This is a genomic window from Chitinophaga sp. (genome assembly GCF_039596455.1).
Classification (GTDB): domain Bacteria; phylum Bacteroidota; class Bacteroidia; order Chitinophagales; family Chitinophagaceae; genus Chitinophaga.
On the sequence record NZ_JBCNJR010000002.1, the window covers coordinates 488,530 to 509,189 of the forward strand.

The following is a 20,660-nucleotide window of genomic DNA, read 5'->3' on the forward strand; positions in this document are numbered from 1 at the left end:
TTTTTTTTGACCCCGCTAAGGGATTCCCTCCGCTCAGGGCACTTGTTAGTAAAGGCCCTGCAAAATGCAATCCTCCCATCAGGAACAACGCTATGAAGAGCTGGCGGCCAAATGGCTGAACGGTACCATTACGCCCGAAGAAGAAAAAGAGTTTGCCGGCTGGTTTAATGCCGGCAACAGCGGTCCCATGCTGGTACCGGAGGAGTTGGGGGCCAGCGAGGAGGAGCACCGGCGGCGTTTGCTGGGCAAGGTGAGGCAGGCTGCGGGCCTGCAGCGCGGCAAAACCGTACGCCTCCGCCGTTGGGCGGTAGCGGCCTCTCTGGCGCTGGTAGCAGGCGCGGCGGCATTCTACCTGAGGAAACCTGCCGCCATTGCTCCGCAGCAGATGGCCGTACAACAGCCCGCCGCTGTGGAAGACGCGGCGCCCGGCGGCAACAAGGCCGTGCTCACGCTGGCCAACGGCTCACAGATAGTGCTGGACAGCGCGGGACAAGGTGTTCTGGCCACACAGGGCGGCACGGCCGTCATCAAATCGCAGCAGGGCCAGCTGGTATACAAGGAAGAAGAACATGCGGAAAATACGGCCGCAGTGGCCATGAACACGCTGCGCACGCCAAGGGGCGGACAATATTCCATTGTGCTGCCGGACGGCACCAGGGTATGGCTCAACTCACAATCGTCCCTGCAGTTCCCCGCCGTGTTCAACGGGAAAGAACGGGTAGTGCAGCTTACGGGAGAAGCCTATTTTGAAGTGGCGCATAACAAACAGAAACCGTTCCGCGTAGAATCTGCCGGGGCGCATATAGAAGTGCTGGGCACTCACTTTAACGTAATGGCCTACGCCAACGAGCCGCAGATGGAAACCACGCTGCTGGAGGGCGCTGTAAGAGTGAGCAAAGGCAACCGCAGCGAAGTGATCAAACCGGGCCGGCAGGTGCGGCTGGCCGGCAGCGAAATGACGGTGCGGAGCGTGGATACTGAAGATGCCATTGCATGGAAAACGGGCCTCTTCCGTTTCAACAACCATTCGCTGAAAAGCATTATGCGGCAGATAGAACGTTGGTACGATGTGCAGATAGACTATGCTTCCATGCCTGACAAGGAGTACAGCGGCATGATGCGCAGAACGTCCAATCTTTCGGAAGTATTAAAAATGCTGGAGGTAGCAGGCCGGGTGAAATTTACCATAGAAGGCCGCACAGTAAAGGCAATTCAATAAAACCAATTATAACGGGCATGAGATGATCACGCGGGCCGCTGGCCGGTGCGGGGAAGCTATGCCTTATTCAACCAAAACTTTAACTTGACATCAGCTATGAATGTTACGGCTATCTGTAAATGGCTCCTCACGCAACGCCATAAGGTAAGGGAGCATTGTACTGTTCACCAAAAACTGTTCCGTGCCATGAAAATGATCACTGTTCTAATGACTGTTATCTGCCTGCAGGTAAGCGCCTCCGCGTTTTCGCAGCAGTACACGCTCACAGAAAAAAACGCTTCCCTGGAAGCTGTGCTGAAAAAGATCAGTGCGCAGAGCGGCTATCTTTTTTTGTTTGATTCCAGGGAAATGAGAATGAGCAAGCCGGTAACGGTGAGCGTGAAAAATGCTTCGCTGGAAACGGCATTGCAGCAATGCCTGGAAGGTCAGCCCTTTACTTACGAGCTGATGAACAAAACCATTGTGATCAAGCTGAAGCCTGCGCCCGCACCCAAACCGGCGCCGGCAGCAGTGGCAGATACCATACGCGGCCTGGTGACCAGCACGGCCGGAGAGCCGCTGCCTGGCGCTTCCGTGGGCATAAAGGGTACCACAAAGGGCACGGTAACGGACGTGCAGGGCCGTTATACGCTGCATGATGTTCCGCCGGGCGCCGTACTGGTGTTCCGCATGATAGGCTTTCAGCCGCTGGAGGTGCCCGCTGTTGCCGGTAAACCGATGAACATTACTTTGCAGGTAGAGCAGTCAAAGCTGGATGAAGTGGTGGTAATAGGTTACGGCACGCAGAAACGCAGTGACCTCACCGGCGCCATTTCTTCCGTTAAAGGCGAGCAGCTGGGCTCACAGGCCATCCGCAACCCTATACAGGCGCTCACGGGCCTGGCGCCGGGCATTCAGGTGCTGCAAAACTCCGGTGAGCCGGGCAGCGCGCTGAGCGTGCGCGTGCGCGGGGGCAACTCGTTGATTGGCGGGAACGAGCCTATGTACGTGATAGATGGTTTCCCGGTAACCGGCTCGCTGGATAATCTCAACCCCAGTGACATTGTGAGCATTGAACTGCTGAAAGATGCCTCCGCCACCGCCGTCTACGGCTCAAGAGGCGCCAACGGCGTAGTGCTGGTAACTACCAAAAAGGGGAAGGCGGGCCGCACGCAGGTGAATTACGACGGCTACTACGGCTTTCAGCAGGTCACCAAAAAAATAGATATGCTGAACGCACAGGAATTTGCCACGCTTGCCAACACCCGCGCCAAAAACGATAATGAAACGCCTTTCTTTACGGATGCGCAGATAGCCGCCTTCGGCAAAGGAACGGACTGGCAGGACGAGATCTTCCAGACGGCGCCCATCCAGAACCATGCCCTGTCTGTTTCCGGCGGGAGTGATAAAACACGCTTCAATCTCTCTGCCAGCTATTTCGACCAGGATGGCGTGATCATCAACTCCTACTACAACCGCGCACAGCTGCGGGCCAACCTGGAACACAATATCAGCGATAACTGGAAGGTATCTTTCAACAACATTCTCAGCAGAACAAAAAACAACTTTCTTTTCAGCAACAATACGGAACGTGGTGCGGGCGTGCTGAGCGGTGCGCTCATAGTGCCGCCCACCTTGCCCGTGTACAATGCAGACGGCAGCTACAGCAATGTGAGGCCGTACGCCTTCAGTCCTGATATTGCAGAAAACCCCGTTGCCATGGCTTTGGAGCGCAAGAACATTACCGCCCGCAACGAGCTGCTGTCTAACCTCTTCCTGGAAGGCACGCTGCTGCCGGGCCTGGTGTTCCGCACTTCCGTTGGCGTGCAATATGCCAACGCCCGTACGGATTTTTATTCTCCCACCATTTTCCAGCCTTCCGCCACCGGCAGTGCCTCCATTACCTACGCGGAGTCTATGAATATTGTGAACGAGAATACGCTGACCTATCACAAAACCTTCAACAAAGATCACGAGCTGACGGTGCTGGGCGGTTTAATGGCGGAGAAGAACAAAAGCCAGAACCTTGCGGCCAGCGCTACCGGGTTTTTGACGAATACGCTGGAAAACAACAGCCTGCAGTCTGGTTCCACGCCAGGCATACCCAACTCAAGCAGCAACGAGTATGCGATACTCTCCGGCCTGGGCCGTGTAAACTATGGTTATAAAGGCAAGTACCTCGTTACGGCCAGCCTCAGGGCAGACGGCTCTTCGCGCTTCGGCAAGGCCAATCGCTGGGGTTATTTCCCTTCCGCGGCACTGGCATGGCGCGTAAGCGAAGAACCTTTCTGGCAGGGTGTGAAAAACGTGGTGAATGATCTGAAGCTGCGCGGCAGCTGGGGTTTGACCGGCAACACGGCCGTATCTCCCTACCAGTCTCTCGCTATTCTGTCAAGCGTGCAAACCGTGCTGAATGAAAGCCTTTACATCGGCTTTGCGCCTGGTACCATCAAACCCAATCCCGAGCTGAAGTGGGAAACCACCCGCCAGGTAGATGCCGGTTTTGATGCAAGCTTCTTCGCCAGCCGCCTGCAGCTCAGTGTAGACCTGTACGCCAAACGTACCAATGACTTGTTGAGCTCTGTACCCGTACATGCTTCCAGCGGCTATTCTACCACCATCCGCAACCTGGGCACGGTGCAGAACAAGGGCATAGACATTTCCCTGCAGTCTGCCATATTCAGCGGCGGGCCTTTCTTCTGGGACCTTGGCCTCAACTTTTCCATGAACCGCAACAAGGTGATCACCCTCAGCGGGGGAACGGACATTTTCGGGGAAACGCTTGGCAATACCTTGCCTGCTATGAGCCTGGTAAGGGAAGGCTACCCCATCGGCGTATTTTACGGCTACCTGGAGAACGGGCTGAATGATAACGGCCAGATCGTTTACCAGGACCTTGACAAAAACGGTTCCATCAACAGTCTTGACCGCACCATCATCGGAGACCCTAATCCCGGTTACATCATAGGCCTCAACTCCCGCATGCGCTACAAACAGTTTGACCTGAACATACTGGTTACGAGTGTGCAGGACGTAGACATCCTGAACTATAATTTGTCTAACGTGGCAGACGGTTTCAGCTTCGGCATCAACCAGATGCGGGACGTGCTGGGGAATTACTGGACGGCGGAAAATCCCGATCCCAATGCCAAATACCCGAAGATCAGCAAAAGCACGCGCTACCTGGGCTCCAACCGGCACATTGAAGACGGGTCTTATGTACGGGTGAAAAACATCCAGCTGTCTTACACGCTGGCTGATGACCACAAGTTCATCCGTTCCGGCTCGCAGGTGTACCTGGCGGTGCAGAACCCTTTCACCTTCACCCGCTATACGTTTTACACACCGGAGATCAACACCCGTGGCGCGGGCATTTCAAAGGGTATAGACCAGTTCGGTTACCCTGATGCACGCTCCCTGATGCTGGGCTTGAAAATCAGGTTATAGTTCACCGCTTCAAATTGTACACATCATGATGAAACCAAACATTCTTTTTATACTGAGCTTTTGTTTCCTTTTTACCGCCTGCAGCAAGTTCCTGGACGAAGTGCCGGAAGACAGGCTGGCCGAAGAGAACTTTTATAAAAATGCGGAAGACGCGCGCTCTGCCGTTAACGCCATATACAATCCGCTGCGGTCAGGCGTTTTCAGGGGGCCATATTTCCTGCAAACGGAGATCATGGCTGATTATGCGGAGGGCAGGGGCTCCACTTCCATCATTGGCGAATACCACGGGCTGGACGTAGTGAATATTACGCGTGTGGCTACGCTCTGGGACGGGCTGTACCGCACCGTCCGTAATGCCAATATTGCGATAGAGAAAATTCCCGGCGTACCCACGATGAGTGACGGGGATAAAAATGCCCTGATAGCCGAAGCCCGTTTCCTGCGCGCCTTCAGCTACTACCACCTGGTAAGGTATTGGGGAAATGTGCCGCTGTACCTCAGCACAGAAACCGCCAGCTCTCCCCGTACACCGGCGGAAGAAGTATATGCCGCTATTGTGGCAGACCTACAGTTTGCGGAAACCAGCCTGCCGCCCAAAGGCGCGCAATACGGCCGCCCCGGCGCCGGCGCTGCCAAAGCGCTGCTGGCGGAGGTATACCTCACCACCGGCAAGTACGAGCAGGCGAGAGACAAGGCGGATGAAGTGATTGGTTCCGGCAGCTTTTCACTCGTGAACATCAGCAAGGCTGAAGATTGGGACAATGTGTTCGGCGCTACGGTAAACGGATCGCCGGAGGAAGTCTTCTATCTCAAGTTCAGCCACCAGGACGGCTGGGAGTGGCCGCACAACCTGCTTTACAGCGAAACCAGCTTTTCCCCTTTCGGCAATTACGTGATCTATTCCACGCTTGACAACAAGTTCCTCAACGCCTGGGACGCGCAGGACACGCGCAAACAATGGGGCGTATTTACCGAATATATCAACCGCAAAAACGGTCAGCTGGAAAAGCTGCCCGTATCTACACCCGTACAGTTCAGCAAATGGAGAGACCCGGCGGCGCCCACTACCACCGGGCATGGTAACGATTATCCCTTCCTCCGTTATGCAGACGTATTGCTCATTTACGCCGAAGCCGCCAATATGGCGGAAGGCGCTCCTTCCGCCAAAGCCCTGGAGCAGCTGAACAAGATACACAGAAGAGCTTACGGGTACCCGTACAATGCGCCTTCTCCCGTAGATTTCCCCGCTGCCGGCTGGACGCAGGAAAGTTTCCGCGATGCGGTATTGCAGGAGCGGGCGTATGAATTGTTCATGGAAGGGAAACGATGGCTTGACCTGAAACGCACCGGCAAGATAAAGGCCGTGATCAAGGCAAACAAGGGCAGGGACGTGCAGGATGTTCACCTGAACTGGCCCATTCCCCAGCAGGAAATTGATACCAATCCAGATATTACCCAGGCAGATCAGAATACCGGGTACTAATGAAGGGCGCTATGATGAAACAGGTAATATTGTTAGCGGTGGTGGTTTTGCAGGGAGGATTTGCTGCTTTGAAGGCGCAATCTTCGGCAGGCGGGAGAACTACCGCGCAGCAGACGGAAATTTCGGGCAAGGCTGCTGATGCATTGCGGCCACAACCCGCCCGCGCGGAAGTGAAAATGCATGCCGGCGTGCCCGCGCTGTATGTGAACGGCCGGCTAACGCCACCGTTCGCGTACATGTCTTACTTCGGGAAACCGCGTTATTACCGGGAGGCGGCAGGCGCAGGTATTCACCTGTACAATGTTCCCGCTTACCTTGGAGACCAGGGCATCAATTCCGCCTCCGGCATCAAACCCTTCAGGGAAGCCATCTGGCAGGGCCCCGGCAAGTTCGGCCTCACGGCGCTGGAAAAAGAAATGGCGGAGCTGCTGGAGGCAGACCCTGCCGCCAAAATCATCATCCGTATTTACCTGGACCCGCCGGTGTGGTGGGAGCGGCAACATCCGGACGGGGTGGCCCTGCAGCCAGACGGTACCAGCTTCCGGCTGAGCTTTTCTTCCGCAAAATGGCGGCAGGATGCGGGAGATGCCCTGCGCACGCTGGTGCAAAAACTGCTGCAGTCGCCCTACGGCCACAGCCTCATTGGCATACACGTAGCAGGCGGTTCTACGGAAGAATGGTTTTATCATTTCAAGTCTTTCTTTCATGATGAAAGTGAGGTACGCAAAGCCGCTTTCCGGCAATGGCTGCGCCAGCGTTACCATCACAACGCGGATGCGCTGAGAAAGGCATGGGGCAATACCACGGCAGATTTTGACAATGCCCTGCCCGCAGACATCAGCGGCGCGGACAAAGGAAAGGAATGGAGCAACGATACGCGGTTCATCAACACGATGGAGTTTCATGGAGAAACCATCACAGACCTGATCGGGTATTTCTGCTGCATCGTAAAAGAGGCCAGCAACGGAACGCTGCTCACCGGCGCGTTTTACGGCTACCATCTTTTTGTGAACGACCCGCGCCGCGGCCACAGCGCCCTGCCGAAGCTGCTGCAATGCAAGGAGCTGGACTACCTTTCCAGTCCCAATGACTACAAACGCGTGGCGGGAGAAGACTGGATGCCCATGGCGGCCATCAAATCACTGCAGCTGCACGGCAAGCTATGGCTGGCGGAAAACGATACCCGTACTTTCAAAACCACCTTGCTGCGCGAGCGCAGGCCCGATGTGGAGCCGCCGGGAGGGGACTGGTATGCCAAAGGCGTTTGGATAGGCCCGGAAAGTCCTGAACTGTCTGCTTCCCTGCTGAAGAAGAACCTGGCGCGCATGCTCGCTTACGGGTATGGCGGCTGGTGGTTCGATATGTGGGGCGGCTGGTTCAGTGATGCGCGGCTGCTGGCCGTGCTGCGGCAGGGGCAAACCTGGTTTACAAAATACCCCGCGGCAGAAAGCCCGCAGATGCGGCCGCAGGTAGCTGTAGTAGCTGATGCGGCCCTGCAGAACAGGGATGCCTCGTTTGGCGCCCTCACCGGGGAAATTACCGGCAACCGCTATGCGCTGGGCAAAGCAGGCGCGCCGTTTGACATTTATCTCCGTAATGACATGGACAGCATTGCTTCCCCTTACAAGCTGGTATGGCTCATGGGCATCATGGATGTAAGTGAGCACGAAAACGGGCTTGTAAAAGCATGGCTGGCCAAAGGTATTGCCGTATTGCATACAGACGGGCGCAACAGTACCTTCTATTTGCCCGGCGGCGGTACGCCGGCGGCTTACCCCGGCAAGGTGAAATGGGACGCCGCGGAACTGGCCGCCTTGTACAACAAGGCAGGCGTACATTGTTACCTGCCGCCCGGAGACGTAGTATATGCCGGCCGCGGATGGCTGGCCGTGCATAGCGGCAGCGGCGGAAAGAAAACAGTGCGGCTGCCGGCCCCGGCCACGGTAACAGATCCTGAAACGAAGCAAGTGCTGGCCCGCAACACCCGTACGTTCACCATCAGCCAGCCGCCCGGCGGCACCGGTTTATTCAGAATAGATTTTATCCGTTAAAACATTAAAGCATAAAAGCATGAGGGCATTCATTTGCGCAGCCGCGTTCATATTGCTGGCCGTTCCGGCATGGTGCGGCAATATCAGGCTGGAAAATAAAAAAGTACGTTTCATATTTGAATCGCGCCATGGCGGCCTTGTCAGCATGGAAGACCTGGGGCAGCGGCGCACCATCAGCAGCGCCGGCGGCGCGCCGGTTTGGGAGATCACCATCGGCGGGCGGAAAGTGACCGGCAACGCCTTCAGCAGCTTCACCCACCGGCAAACTGCGCCGGGCAGGCTGGTGATGACCTGGAAAGGATGGCCTGAAGCAAAGAACAAAGATATTACCGTTACGGTGACCGTGCGCCTGCGGGAGCAGGAGGCCCTGTCTGACTGGCACCTGGCGGTAGAAGGTACAAACGGCGACCAGGTGCCTGGTATTGTATTCCCGCAAATAGGAGGGCTGCAGCATACAACCGGCACCAACCTCGCCGTACCCAACTGGATGGGAGAGCTGCTGGCCAACCCTGGTGAGCAGCTTAAAAAGCCCGGTGCAAAGTTCGAGTGGTTTTACCCCGGCCACTTGTCTATGCAGCTGGTGGCATTGTATGACCAGCGCGGCGGCCTGTATGCCGCAGCAGATGATACCGCCGCCTACCGTAAAAACCTGGGCGTGCAATTGGGGGCAGATAAAAAGCTGGTATACTACATGGTGAACTACCCTGATCAAACGCCTGGCCGGCAAGGGTACAGCATGCCCTACAATGCGGTGGTGGGCGCTTTTACCGGTGACTGGATCAGCGCCGCGGAACTCTACCGCCAATGGGGAGAAAAACAAAGCTGGTGCCGTCAAAGCCGCCTGCACGGCAACAAGGTGGCCGGCTGGCTGAAAAGCACCGCGCTCTGGGTATGGAACAGGGGCACTTCCGCTGAAGTGCTGGAGCCTGCCACAGACCTGCAGCAGCGCCTGGGCCTGCCGGTAAATGTGCTGTGGCACTGGTGGCACGGCTGCTCTTATGACGACGGGTTTCCTGAGTATGTGCCCCCGCGCGAAGGCCGGGAGCCGTTCATGGCGGCAGTGAAAAAAGCGCAGGCGCAGGGCGTGCGTTCTCTCGTGTACATGAACCAGATACAATGGGGCAACTCTACCGCCAGCTGGAAAACACAACACGCGGAGCGCTACAGCGTGAAGAATGCAGACGGCCAGCCCGCCTCGCATGTGTACAATATTTTTACGGGCAAGGCGCTCACCAATATGTGCATCGTCACAGACTTCTGGAAAAATACCTACGCCGGCCTCAGTGATACGGTGCTCAACACCTATGGCGTAGACGGTGTGTATATGGACCAGACCTGTCTTACCCGCATGTGTTACGATCCTTCACATGGCCACCCGCTTGGCGGCGGCAATTACTGGGTGCCCAACTCCGGCCGGTTGTCTGACCAGATACGCGCCAGGGTGCGCAACGGCAAAGAGATCACATTGTCAGGAGAAGGCGTGGGCGAGGCCTGGATGCCCTATGTAGACGCTTTCCTGGCCTTGCAGGTGAGCCGGGAGAGGTATGCCGGCGTACACGGCTGGCAGGCCATTCCGTTCTTCCAGGTGGTGTACCACCCGTATGCGCTGGCTTACGGCAACTATTCTTCCTTGCTGACACCGCCCTATGATGCATTATGGCCCGCGGAGCACCGCCCGGCCAATATGCTGCAGCCGCTGGATACCGCATTCAACCGCCAGTTCCTGCTGGAGCAGGCGCGTTCTTTTGCCTGGGGCATGCAGCCTATGATAGCCAATTACAAACCCCTGCTGGCCACGGAAAGAAAAGAAGAAATAGACTACCTGCTGCAGCTGGCCCGCGTCAGGAACAACAGCCTCAAATACCTGCTCTACGGCACGTACCGCCGGGCCCCGCGCATGGCGGTGCCGGAAGAACGTTTCCCCATGTCGCGCCTCTCCATTTACGCAGGGCAGAAAGACAAGGTGACCGCCTTTGAGCAAACATATCCAACCATCTACCATTCCGCCTGGTCTGCGGCAGACGGTACGCTGGGCATAGCGCTGGCCAGTGTGCAGCAGCGGCCTTATGCGGTTGATATGCAGCTGAAGGCGGCAGATTATGGTTTAGGCAACAGCGGGAAAATTTACCTGGTACATGCTGCCGGGCGGCGGGAGCTGGGCAGCTATGCCGGCGGCACGGTGAAAGTGCGGTTTGAGCTGGCGCCCAGGGAAGTATGCCTGGTAGAAGTTACGCCGGAATAAAAGCAGCGGGCGCCCGGTTGAGGGCGCCCGCTGTAATTTGAAATAAACAACGATCTGCTTCGTTTAGCTGGTAGGGTTAGACACCTCCATTACAATGTAATACTTCTTTCCGTTCCGCTCCTGCAGGCGCACTTCTTCTCCTTTCTGCAAACCCAGTATGGCCATGCCGATGGGCGCTACTACAGACTGGTTGCTGCCCGGCAACGCCATGTGGTAAGTGAAGTTCATACGGGCCATCTTGTCTCTTACCACTACCCTTGAATGCAGGCGCACCACGTCCCGCGGGAACTCGTCTTGCGGTACGATTTTAGCCTGCTCCAGCTTGGTTTTCAGCGGGTCGGTAGCTTCTGTGCCGAGATAAGTGAGAATAATAGCATGATCGTCTTGATGTATGATAGGTTGTGATTTTTGTGTGATGTTCATTACTGAAAATTTTTACGGTGAAAACATGGCAAGGCCTGCCCGGCGCAACGCCTTCAGGAGACGGCGGCGGGAAAAAACGCGCGTGCGGTAAGCGGTACCGCGGCTACAGGCTGCTGCCTGTTAGATCAGTCTTGATGAATAGTATTTCCCCCGGCTGCTGCAGGTACTAACAGGCGGGGGCTAAGCGATAGAAGTCTTTGAAGTTGGAATAGAAGTACGCTTTGCCAGGCAGTAGAAAAACACTGGCAAAGGTCCCCGGGTAATTGGCAAACGAGGCTGCTGTTTGTATGTAGTGAATGTCCAGCATCAAATGCAAATATACGCCTTTTAAAGTTAGGGCTGAAATGCCGGCGCAGCGCTTCCCTGCTAAAATATTATGCTGAATCAAAGAAATTGCCTAATTTTCGGTAACGTACCCGGAAAATACAAAAACATGGAAAAACACACCGCTTTTTCCCGCCGGAAATTTATTGCATCCGGCGGTATACTCTTGACTGGCGCGGCTTTGGGGCTTCCTTCCCTGGCCCGTGCCGCCGCTCCTTCCGCTAAAATAAAACTGGGCCTTATCGGCGCCGGTTCAAGGGGCACCGGGCTGGCAGCTTTACTGAAGGAAATACCTGAAGTGGAGCTGGCCGCCTGTTGCGACCCCATCCCTTCCCACCTGGCCCAGGGCATGAAGCTGGCTGCGCCCGGCGCAAAGTCTTATAACAACTACAAGGCGTTACTGGACAATAAGGAAGTAGACGCGGTGATCATTGCCACGCCTTTGTACACGCATTATGAAATTGCCGTTGCTGCGCTGGATGCCGGCAAGCATGTATACCTGGAGAAGTCCATGACGTACGACATCAGGCAGTCCCTCGCATTGGTGAAAAAGGTAAAGGCCAGCGGAAAGGTGTTCCAGGTGGGTTTCCAGTACCGCTACTACGACCTGTATAAACGTGTAAAACAGGCCATAGATGAGCAATGGCTGGGCACCATCACAGGTTTTGAATGCCAGTACCATCAAAACTCCAACTGGCGCCGGCCCAACAATGACCCTGCGCTGGAAAGGGCCATTAACTGGAGAATGTACCGGGAGTATTGCGGCGGCCCGCTTTCCGAACTTTGCGCGCACCAGATAGACATGGTGCATTACATACTGGGCACGCACCCTGTGAGTGTGGTGGGCGCCGGCAGCATCAATTTCTGGAAAGACGGTCGGGACACCTATGACACCATCCGCACGGTGTACGAATATCCCGGCGGCATCCAGAGCAGCGTGTCTTCCACGTTGTCCAATGCCTACCGGGACTATAACATCCGCATCCTGGGCACCCGCGCCACCATAGATATTTCCCGCAACAAGGCCTTGCTGTACCCCGAGCCGCGGGCCATCAAAAGAGCTATGGTAGACGGTGTAACCAATGCCACGGTGAAAGCGCCGGTAGCGGGAGAGGAGCTGACCTACAGGGCGCCCGGTGAGCCGAATCCCGAGCCTACCATTTATGCGCTGAAAGATTTTGCGGCCTGCATACGTGACGGTAAAAAGCCCGCCTCTAATGAAGAAACGGCCCACATGGCCTCTGTAGCTATTATTATGGGCAATGCGGCAGCAGACGAGCATGTGCAGCAGGTATGGAAAAAAGAATATGACATTGTCTGACAATAGCAAATCAGTTTGCAAAAGCCGGCCCTCCTCAGGCCGGTTTTTTTATGTCCTGCTTCCTGCAGCCCTGCCGCAGGCCCGGGTTTTATATGGAAAAAATGCTATTTCTTTAATGAAACCTTTGAAAGGCCGCTACAGTAAAGGCATTTGAACGGCAGTTTTCCCGAAACTCCTTACCACATTGAATTATAACTGCGTATAGCCGTTTGTATACGGGCCGGATGGAATAGTTTCGGTATATTTCAGTTAGGTTACGATTGTTTACCTTTAATTAAATTTTGTTAAATTTCTTTTTTTCTCTACTTTAGCATTGTTCCATAGGATGATGAGAAACAGATGATACGTTCCACGGTACCCCGGCGCAGGCCAGGTATATCAACCAGCGAGGATTTTCAGGAATAGGGCTATCGGTGTGAGTGCCGGACATCCTTCAATTTTTCAGCCTAAAATAAACAGACCGCCTGGCCAGTGAGGCCGGCCCTCCGTTGCATGCTGCTACGCAACGGGAAGGGCACTGCTTTTTCAAAAAAAACCAAAATCAATAGCTGTTAGCAATAATTAATAACAAAAAGCAACAGAATTTTTCCACGCTTAACATTGAGTTTATATAGCGCGTATACCTTGCGGCCGTTAAAAATCGTCAAGTACAATATTGATGCGCGCCGTAGAACCAGGATCATTATCGTCGCTGAGATTTGTTTTACTAAATGTTACTGAGGTTGCCGTTACCTTAAAAATTGTTGAATGACACCGAGCCTGATACATTTTATCGCACAAGGCCATAACAGTGCGATGTACCATCTGGCCTGTAAAAAATCAAATATTAACAGATGAAACATTTTTTCCTACTTATCACCGGCCTGCATCTGTGTATTGTCGGCATTGCATCCGGCAAGCCTGCAGAAAGGCATCCGCTCATTTCACAACCTGGGAACACCGGCATTGAAGAAGCCGCCCGCTTTGATTCTTCCGTGGTAGTGCGCGGAAAGATAACAGACGAAAAAGGAGAACCGTTGATCGGGGTTACCATCAGGCTAAAGGGTGGTAACCGCGGTACCGCCAGTGACAAAAACGGCAGCTTCCTTATTACGCTGCCCGCGCCGGGCTCTGTGCTTACATTTTCTTTCCTCGGCTATGTAACCCAGGAATTTACCATTCAGAACACACAGATGCTGAACGTAAAGCTGCTGCCAGACCCGAGGATGCTGAATGAGGTGCAGATCACCACTGCGCTGGGCATCAAGCGGGATGAGAAGGCCCTGGGTTATTCCGCTCCCGTAGTGAACGGCGAGCAGTTAACGGAGGCGCTTCCCTCTAACTGGACAGACGCGCTCTCCGGCAAGGTGGCGGGCGTAAACCTGGTGCGCTCCGGCAGCGGCCCTACTGCTTCCAACAAGATCATTCTCCGCGGAGAAAACAACCTCACAGACGATAATGAAGCACTCATAGTGGTAGACGGCGTGGTGATCAACCAGGGCAGCGGCCGCCGTACCGCCGTTGAAGGAGAAACGGCTTACGGCACAGGCAGTGATAACATGCCGGCAGACTATGGCAGTGGCCTGAACGATATCAACCCGGAAGACATTGAAAGCCTCACTATCCTGAAAGGGCCGGGCGCAGCCGCACTATACGGTCAGCGCGGCGCCAACGGGGCCATCATCATCACCACCAAATCAGGCAGCAGCAAAAAGAAGGGCCTGGGCGTCTCCATCAATTCCAACGCTTCTATGGAGCACGTGAACCGCTGGCCGGACCTCCAGTTTGAATATGGCCAGGGGCTTGACGGCGCTGACTATTATTCCTACGGCGCCTCTGTAGACGGCGGCAGCACCAGCGGCACCAGCTCTGCCTACGGCCCGCGTTTTGAAGGCCAGCAGTTTTTCCAATACGACCCCGTTACCCAGAAACAAGGCGCGGAAAGAACGCCCTGGGTGCCTTATAAAAACAAGGTGAATGATTTTTTTGGCAATGGGGAAACCTATACCAACACCATCAGCGTAGATGGCGGTACAGACAAAACCACCGCCCGCTTTTCACTCACCAATGTGAACAACAGCTGGATCATCCCCAACACCGGCTACCAGCGGAATACGGTGTCTATGGCTGTCAACTCTAAGGTGAACGACAAGCTGAGCATTTCATCAAAGATCAACTATACCAACAAAAAGAGTGACAACCTGCCCGGCGCGGGTTACGGCAACCAGTCTATCATGTACTGGTACATCTTCTGGCAGCCCAGTGCCGACCTCGACTGGTTGCGTAATTACTGGGTCAACGGCCAGGAAGACCTGAAAATATCTTTCCCCTACAGCACCTTCCCTGAAAACCCTTATGCCGTGGCTTATGAGTTCATTAACCGTACCAACCGCCACGGGGTAACAGGTAACGTACAAGCCACCTATAATTTTACCAAAGAGCTGAGCCTGCAGGTACGTACTTCTGTAGACTTCGGGTATGAGCAACGCGGGCAGGAGCGGCCCTACGATGCAGGCGCCAAGTTCCAGAAAGGCAGCTACCGTACGCAGAACATCTTTTCACAGGAAGCCAGCTCAGACTTTTTGCTGCGCTATAACAAAAAAGTGAACAACGACTTTGACTTCTCCGTTACCGCGGGCGGCAGCATGTTGCGCAATACCTATAACCGTGACGAAGTGCGGGCAGACTCCCTCACTTACCCCGGCATCTACTCCATGTCTAATGCCGCCGGCCCGCTGGTAACCATGCCCTGGCGCAGCAAATACGCTATTAACAGCTTCTACGGGCTGATTTCAGGCGCATATAAAGGTTACCTGTATATGGACCTCACCGCGCGGCAAGACTGGAACAGCGTGCTGGCCACGCCGGAACGTACTGCCAACTCCGGTTTCTTTTATCCTTCAGTGAGCATGAGCTTTATTCCTTCAGACGCTTTCAGGCTGCCGCAATCCATCAACTTTGCCAAGCTGCGGTTTTCTGTGGCCGGCGTAGGCAGCGGCGGTACGGTACCCTACCGCACCGCTTATAACTATGCTACTGCGGGCAGCTTGTACAGCGGCGGCCTGAGGTTGCCTTCTTCACTGGCTAATCCAGACCTGCGGCCGCTGCGTACCATCACCTACGAGCTGGGCGGCGCTATCAAGATGTTCAAGAACCGCGTGGGAGCGGACATAACCGTATACACGGCCAACACCAAAGACCAGATACTCCAGCGTATCGTAGACCGTGCATCCGGCTATACCAGGGCCTTCATCAACGCAGGCATGGTAAATAACAAAGGCATCGAGATCACCCTGAACGGCTCTCCGCTGAAGAACAAGGAAGGCTTTACCTGGAATACCAACATCGTGTTCTCTGCCAACAAAAACACTATCAAAGAGCTGGCAGACAGCTTTGTAGTGCTGCAAACAGGCCCCGTGGGCGGCGGCCAGATAGTAGCTACGGTAGGCGGCAGCATGGGAGACCTCTACGGAAGGGGCTATGTACGCTCTCCTGACGGCCAGGTGGTGTATGACGAAAGAACAGGCTGGGCCAAAATTTCCGAGGACGTAAAATACCTGGGTAATACTATTCCCAAATGGCGGCTGGGTTTCAGCAACGAGTTCATCTACAAACAATGGCGCCTGAACGTGCTGTTTGACGGCCAGTACGGCGCGGTAGGCCACTCGCTTACCCACTATAAACTGGCTGAACAGGGCAAAACCAAAAACACGCTGCCGGGCCGCTATAACGGCATCATTGGTAACGGTGTAATCATGGACGCAGACGGCAAATACAGGAAGAATGATGTAGTAGCCAGGGATATTGACGAGTACTACCGTTCCCATTTCGGTATAGACAATGCTGAAGGCAGCACCTTCCGTACAGACTTCATCAAGTTCAGGGAAGCGCGGCTGGACTATACGCTGAACCCGAAAGTTGCCGGCCGTTTGGGCATGCAACGCCTCACGGTAGGTGTGTACGGCCGTAACCTGTTCATCTGGTCAGACTGGCCGGCGTTTGATCCCGAATTTGGCACGCTCAGCGGTACTGACATTGTACAGGGTTTCGAGATCGGGCAGTTCCCTTCCACCCGTACATTGGGCGTTAACTTAGTTGTAGGCTTTTAATCCGAATAATCATGAAGAAGATCATATATACCGTCACAAGTGCTGTACTGATGCTGGGCATCGGGCTGTCATCGTGTACAAAGAACTTTACAGACATCAATACAGATCCCAACAATGCGGCAAAGGCCACGCCTGCGCAATTGATGGCGCCGGCGCTGGTAAACACCCTCTCCGCCAACTTGCTGCGCAACCGTAACTTCAACAACGAGCTGATGCAGGTAACCGTAGACGCAACGGATGCGGAAGGCAAGGTGTTCCGGTACGATTTCCGCGCCAACTGGGCGGATAACCTCTACAATAACTGGTACTCGGAGCTGACCAACTTCAAGGAAATGTACAAGATTGCCAGCGAAGAGCTGACCATCAATAACTCGTACAAGGCCATTTCGCTCATCTGCCAGTCATGGATCTATTCCATGCTCACGGATACATACGGAGACGTGCCGTATTTCTATTCCAATATGGCCAAAGACAGCCTGCTGTTTGAGCCGCCCTTTGACGCGCAGAAGGACATTTACCTGGATATTTTCAGCAAGCTGGAACAGGCTAACACCTGGCTGGCCAGCTCACCCGCCATTGTGGCCAACGGTGACCCGGTGTTCTCCGGAGACCTTGCCAAATGGCGCCGCTTCGGCAACTCCCTTTACCTGCGGCTGCTGATGAGAGTATCTGGAAAGGCGGAGGTATCGCAACAGTGCATAGACAAGATCAAACAGATTGTCACTTCTGCTTCCACCTATCCCATTTTTACCAAGAATGAGGAGTCTGCCGTATTGCGGTGGACGGGCAACGGGCCTTATGTATCCCCCCTGCTGGCCGTACGCGAGCAAGACTATCGTGCGCCGGGCATTGCCAGCTTCTTTATAGACAACCTCACCTCCTGGAACGATCCGCGCATAGACATTCCCACGCACGGCTTTGACGGTTTTAACAGGTGGCGCATAGCGCCTTCTTCCGGCGCCTACGTGGGCATTCCCAGCGGGTATGCACCGGGCGCAAACCCTGTGAAACGTTCCTACTTCTATTCTACCAGCTCCAAATACACCATGATGTCTGACCCCATGACAGGCATCCTGATGAACTACGCGGAAGTGCAGTTCATACTGGCGGAAGCAACGGTAAAGGGATGGATCAACACCTTACCTGCGGATACGCTTTATAGCCGTGGTGTTGACGCCAGCATCCGTTACTGGCTGCCAGACTGGAAAGGTAATGTGAAAGATTACCTGGCCGCCGCGGATATGGAATGGGACGAAGCGGCCACGCTGGAGCAGAAGATGCAGCGCATTCATTTGCAGAAGTACTACGCCTTGTTGTTCGTAGACCTGCAGCAGTGGTTCGAGTACCGCCGTACCGGCTATCCCGTGCTGCCCAAAGGGGAAGGCCTGCGGAACAACGGCGTAATGCCCGCCCGCATGACCTACCCGGTATACGTACAGTCTACCAACCCCACCAACTACAAAAAGGCGGTGGCGGCGCAGGGGCCTGACGTGATCTCTACACAGGTTTGGTGGCAGAAGCCGTAACCAATGGTTATACCTATAAAAAAAGAACGATGAAAAATAAAATTATATACCTGCTTTTTTTGCCCGCGGCGCTGTTGCTCTGGGGCTGTGAAAAGACGAATTACCCCGGTGGCGTGATCAGTCCCTACTTCTCCATTTTCGATATCCACAACCTGCATAACCTTGCCAAAGGAGGAGAGGTGACGCTGAACACCACCAATATGTTCGGTTCCAGCCAGATTGCCGGCGTGGTAGTGTCTGACCATACAGAAGGCAACATGCTTCCCGGCATCCTGGTCATACAGGATGCCCGCCGCCTGGGCAAGCTGCGCGGCATTGCCATCCCCCTGGGAGACGCTGCAGCCAATTACGTAGCAGGAGATTCGCTGCATATCAAAGTGGAAGGCAAAGTGGTGAAGAGGGTGAACGGGCAGCTGCAGCTCACCGGCGTTACCACGGAAGACATCACCAAAGTGGCTTCCAACGTTCCCATTCCGCTTAACCGCGTTGCGGCCAACCTGATACTCACTAAGCCGGAAATTTATGAGAATACGCTGGTGGCCATTGTAAAGGGTGGCTTTGACCCGCTGCCCAAGCCGGGAGATGTAATGTCCGGCAACTGGCTGGTGGGAGACGGCTTCGGGGATATGCCCATGTTCACAGAGCCTTCCGCCGCATTTGCGCAGAAACCGCTTACCGTACTGGCCAACTATTTCGGCATCGTAAACGTGTCCAGCGGCCCTGAAGGGCAGCTGATGCCGCAGCTCCGCCTCCGCAAAGCGGAAGATGTGCAGGAGCTCAGCGCTGTGGTGGAGATCACGCCTATTATCATCACCGGTTTTATGAGTGACGTAAAGGGAGGTGATGGCAACTATGAATACATCCAGCTGATGGCTACTCGGGACATTGATTTTGCCCAGACGCCTTTTTCTGTTGTCGTAACCAATAATGCCAACGCGTCTACGCCCACCGGTTACCCCACCAATGGCTGGGGTACCGGTGACATGCGCACCTACAAGTTCAACCTCACTTCCGGTAAAGCCAGTAAAGGCACCTTCTTTTATGTGGGCGGTACCGGTAAAAGGATCAATGGCGCCAACTCAACCAGCATATCAACGTCCAACTGGATCAGGTCTTTCAATTATACCACAACTAACGGGGATGGCTTCGGCACCAAAACCGGCGGCCTCTTTGCCAACAGCGGCAATGCTTCCGGCCTGGCCGTGTTTGAAGGCACTACGGTGAACGCCAATACCAAACCCATAGACGTGATCTTTGTAGCCACCGGCGGCAGTCTCTACACAGCAGGCCCGCCCGCGCTGGGTTACCGCATTACCAATACAGACTGGTACGATGTGAAAAATCCCATTACCGTTGAAGATCAGCCTTTCTACCGCGCCGGCTCCAATACCATGAGCATGGTGTACAACACGGCCGACCTTGGCTACTGGCTCATGCTGGGTGGAGAGTACAACCCCGCCATTGGCCGGTGGACGAAAGCCAGGGTGCAGAACAATGTGCTGCTCACCAAAGAATCCCTGCTGGAAGAAATTGAAGGCGAAGGGTCTACCAAACTCAAGCAACCATAAAACGATCACACTGTTAAAGAACGCCGGGCCGCACCGAAAGGAGTGGCCCGGTTTGTTTTTACAGCATGTGCTGCTCAAAAATATCCTTCACCCGCCCGATCTCTTTTTCGTACATCGTTTTTTTCCTGGTGCCGAAGTACAGCGTGTTCTCCAGCACATGATTGCCCTCCCATGCCAGCAGCAGCCTGCCGGACGCTATTTCTTCCCGGCAAAGAAAGTCAGGCACTACAGAAAAACCTTGGCTGCCGCTGAGGCAGCGTACAATGGAGCTGATGTTGGGCACTATGTAATTCGGCTTGAAATCTATATGGTGCCGGAAGTTGACCTGCCAGAACTTGCGCAGGTGCTCCATGTCTGCAGCGGTGCTGTACCACAGCTGCTGCTTCAGCCAGCTGGCCGCTTCTTCCGTTTTTCCGTTCTTCAGCAGGGTTTTCAACGGTTTGATATTGCTTTTGGAACCGCATACCAGCACAATGCGCTCCTGTGAAAAGGCCTTGTACTCCAGGTTCTTGTCATCGCTGCGCTGCGGTGTAATGATGAGGTCAAGCAAACCTTTATCGAGGTCATGTATCATTTGCGGGTATTCCCCGAATTTGATGATGGCGTTGAAAGGCAGGCTGGAAATATGTTTCTCCAGCGTGAACTGGAACGTTTCAAAACACATCCCTATGCTGATAGTGGCCCTGTCTGCCACCGTGCTGCGGTGAAACAGCTGCTCGGCAGATTCCAGCTTGCTGATGGGTTCCAGCACAAAATTATACAGCACCTTCCCCCTTTCCGTAGGCACCATCTTTTTGGCGGAACGGTCAAAGAGCTTGTAGCCCGTAAAGGCTTCCAGCGAGTTGAGATGCAGGCTCACGCCGGGTTGCGATATATACAGGGCCTGCGCCGCGCCGGTGAGGGTACCATGCTCATAAATGGCTTTGAAGGTGCGGAGCCACTCCAGGTTCAGTAACATGACTATTAGTTTTATGATGCAAATGTAAAAC

The 20,660-nt window shown here is 54.5% G+C and carries 11 protein-coding genes; 9 read left to right on the top strand and 2 right to left on the bottom strand.

Features of this window, described 5'->3' with window-relative positions:
- Positions 1–64 precede the first annotated feature (64 nt).
- The 5 genes from ABDW36_RS11720 to ABDW36_RS11740 all read left to right on the top strand — a co-directional run bounded on the left by ABDW36_RS11720 (position 65) and on the right by ABDW36_RS11740 (position 10,421).
- The gene (locus ABDW36_RS11720) at positions 65–1,219 is read left to right on the top strand and encodes a FecR domain-containing protein (protein ID WP_343702088.1); all 1,155 of its coding nucleotides are present in this window, start codon (positions 65–67) and stop codon (positions 1,217–1,219) included.
- Between the two features lie 186 nt (positions 1,220–1,405).
- Entirely contained in the window at positions 1,406–4,645 is a 3,240-nt protein-coding gene (locus ABDW36_RS11725; RefSeq protein WP_343702089.1) for a TonB-dependent receptor, read from the top strand.
- 25 nt (positions 4,646–4,670) lie between these two features.
- Positions 4,671–6,128 (top strand): RagB/SusD family nutrient uptake outer membrane protein, encoded by a 1,458-nt coding sequence (locus ABDW36_RS11730; RefSeq protein WP_343702090.1) that lies wholly within the window; start codon positions 4,671–4,673, stop codon positions 6,126–6,128.
- An 11-nt stretch (positions 6,129–6,139) separates the two neighbouring features.
- Positions 6,140–8,179 (top strand): beta-galactosidase, encoded by a 2,040-nt coding sequence (locus ABDW36_RS11735; RefSeq protein WP_343702091.1) that lies wholly within the window; start codon positions 6,140–6,142, stop codon positions 8,177–8,179.
- Positions 8,180–8,198: 19 nt separating this feature from the next.
- Positions 8,199–10,421, top strand: coding sequence for a DUF6259 domain-containing protein (locus tag ABDW36_RS11740; protein WP_343702092.1), 2,223 nt, complete (start codon positions 8,199–8,201; stop codon positions 10,419–10,421).
- Positions 10,422–10,484: 63 nt separating this feature from the next.
- On the opposite strand, the gene ABDW36_RS11745 is transcribed toward ABDW36_RS11740, so the two are convergent.
- The gene (locus ABDW36_RS11745; protein ID WP_343702093.1) at positions 10,485–10,844 is read right to left on the bottom strand and encodes a GreA/GreB family elongation factor; all 360 of its coding nucleotides are present in this window, start codon (positions 10,842–10,844) and stop codon (positions 10,485–10,487) included.
- A 433-nt stretch (positions 10,845–11,277) separates the two neighbouring features.
- Between ABDW36_RS11745 and ABDW36_RS11750 the strand changes: the two genes are divergently transcribed.
- The 4 genes from ABDW36_RS11750 to ABDW36_RS11765 all read left to right on the top strand — a co-directional run bounded on the left by ABDW36_RS11750 (position 11,278) and on the right by ABDW36_RS11765 (position 19,671).
- On the top strand, positions 11,278–12,489 hold the full coding sequence (locus ABDW36_RS11750) for a Gfo/Idh/MocA family oxidoreductase (protein WP_343702094.1): 1,212 nt from the start codon (positions 11,278–11,280) through the stop codon (positions 12,487–12,489).
- Positions 12,490–13,322: 833 nt separating this feature from the next.
- Positions 13,323–16,577: a SusC/RagA family TonB-linked outer membrane protein gene (locus ABDW36_RS11755; RefSeq protein ID WP_343702095.1), complete on the top strand. Its 3,255-nt coding sequence runs from the start codon at positions 13,323–13,325 to the stop codon at positions 16,575–16,577.
- Between the two features lie 11 nt (positions 16,578–16,588).
- Positions 16,589–18,103, top strand: coding sequence for a SusD/RagB family nutrient-binding outer membrane lipoprotein (locus ABDW36_RS11760; protein ID WP_343702096.1), 1,515 nt, complete (start codon positions 16,589–16,591; stop codon positions 18,101–18,103).
- Between the two features lie 29 nt (positions 18,104–18,132).
- A complete protein-coding gene (locus ABDW36_RS11765; protein ID WP_343702097.1) occupies positions 18,133–19,671 on the top strand; it encodes a DUF5689 domain-containing protein in 1,539 nt (512 codons plus the stop codon).
- A gap of 58 nt (positions 19,672–19,729) precedes the next feature.
- Here ABDW36_RS11765 and ABDW36_RS11770 read toward each other — a convergent pair whose 3' ends face one another.
- The gene (locus ABDW36_RS11770) at positions 19,730–20,629 is read right to left on the bottom strand and encodes a LysR family transcriptional regulator (RefSeq protein ID WP_343702098.1); all 900 of its coding nucleotides are present in this window, start codon (positions 20,627–20,629) and stop codon (positions 19,730–19,732) included.
- Between the last annotated feature and the right edge of the window lie 31 nt (positions 20,630–20,660).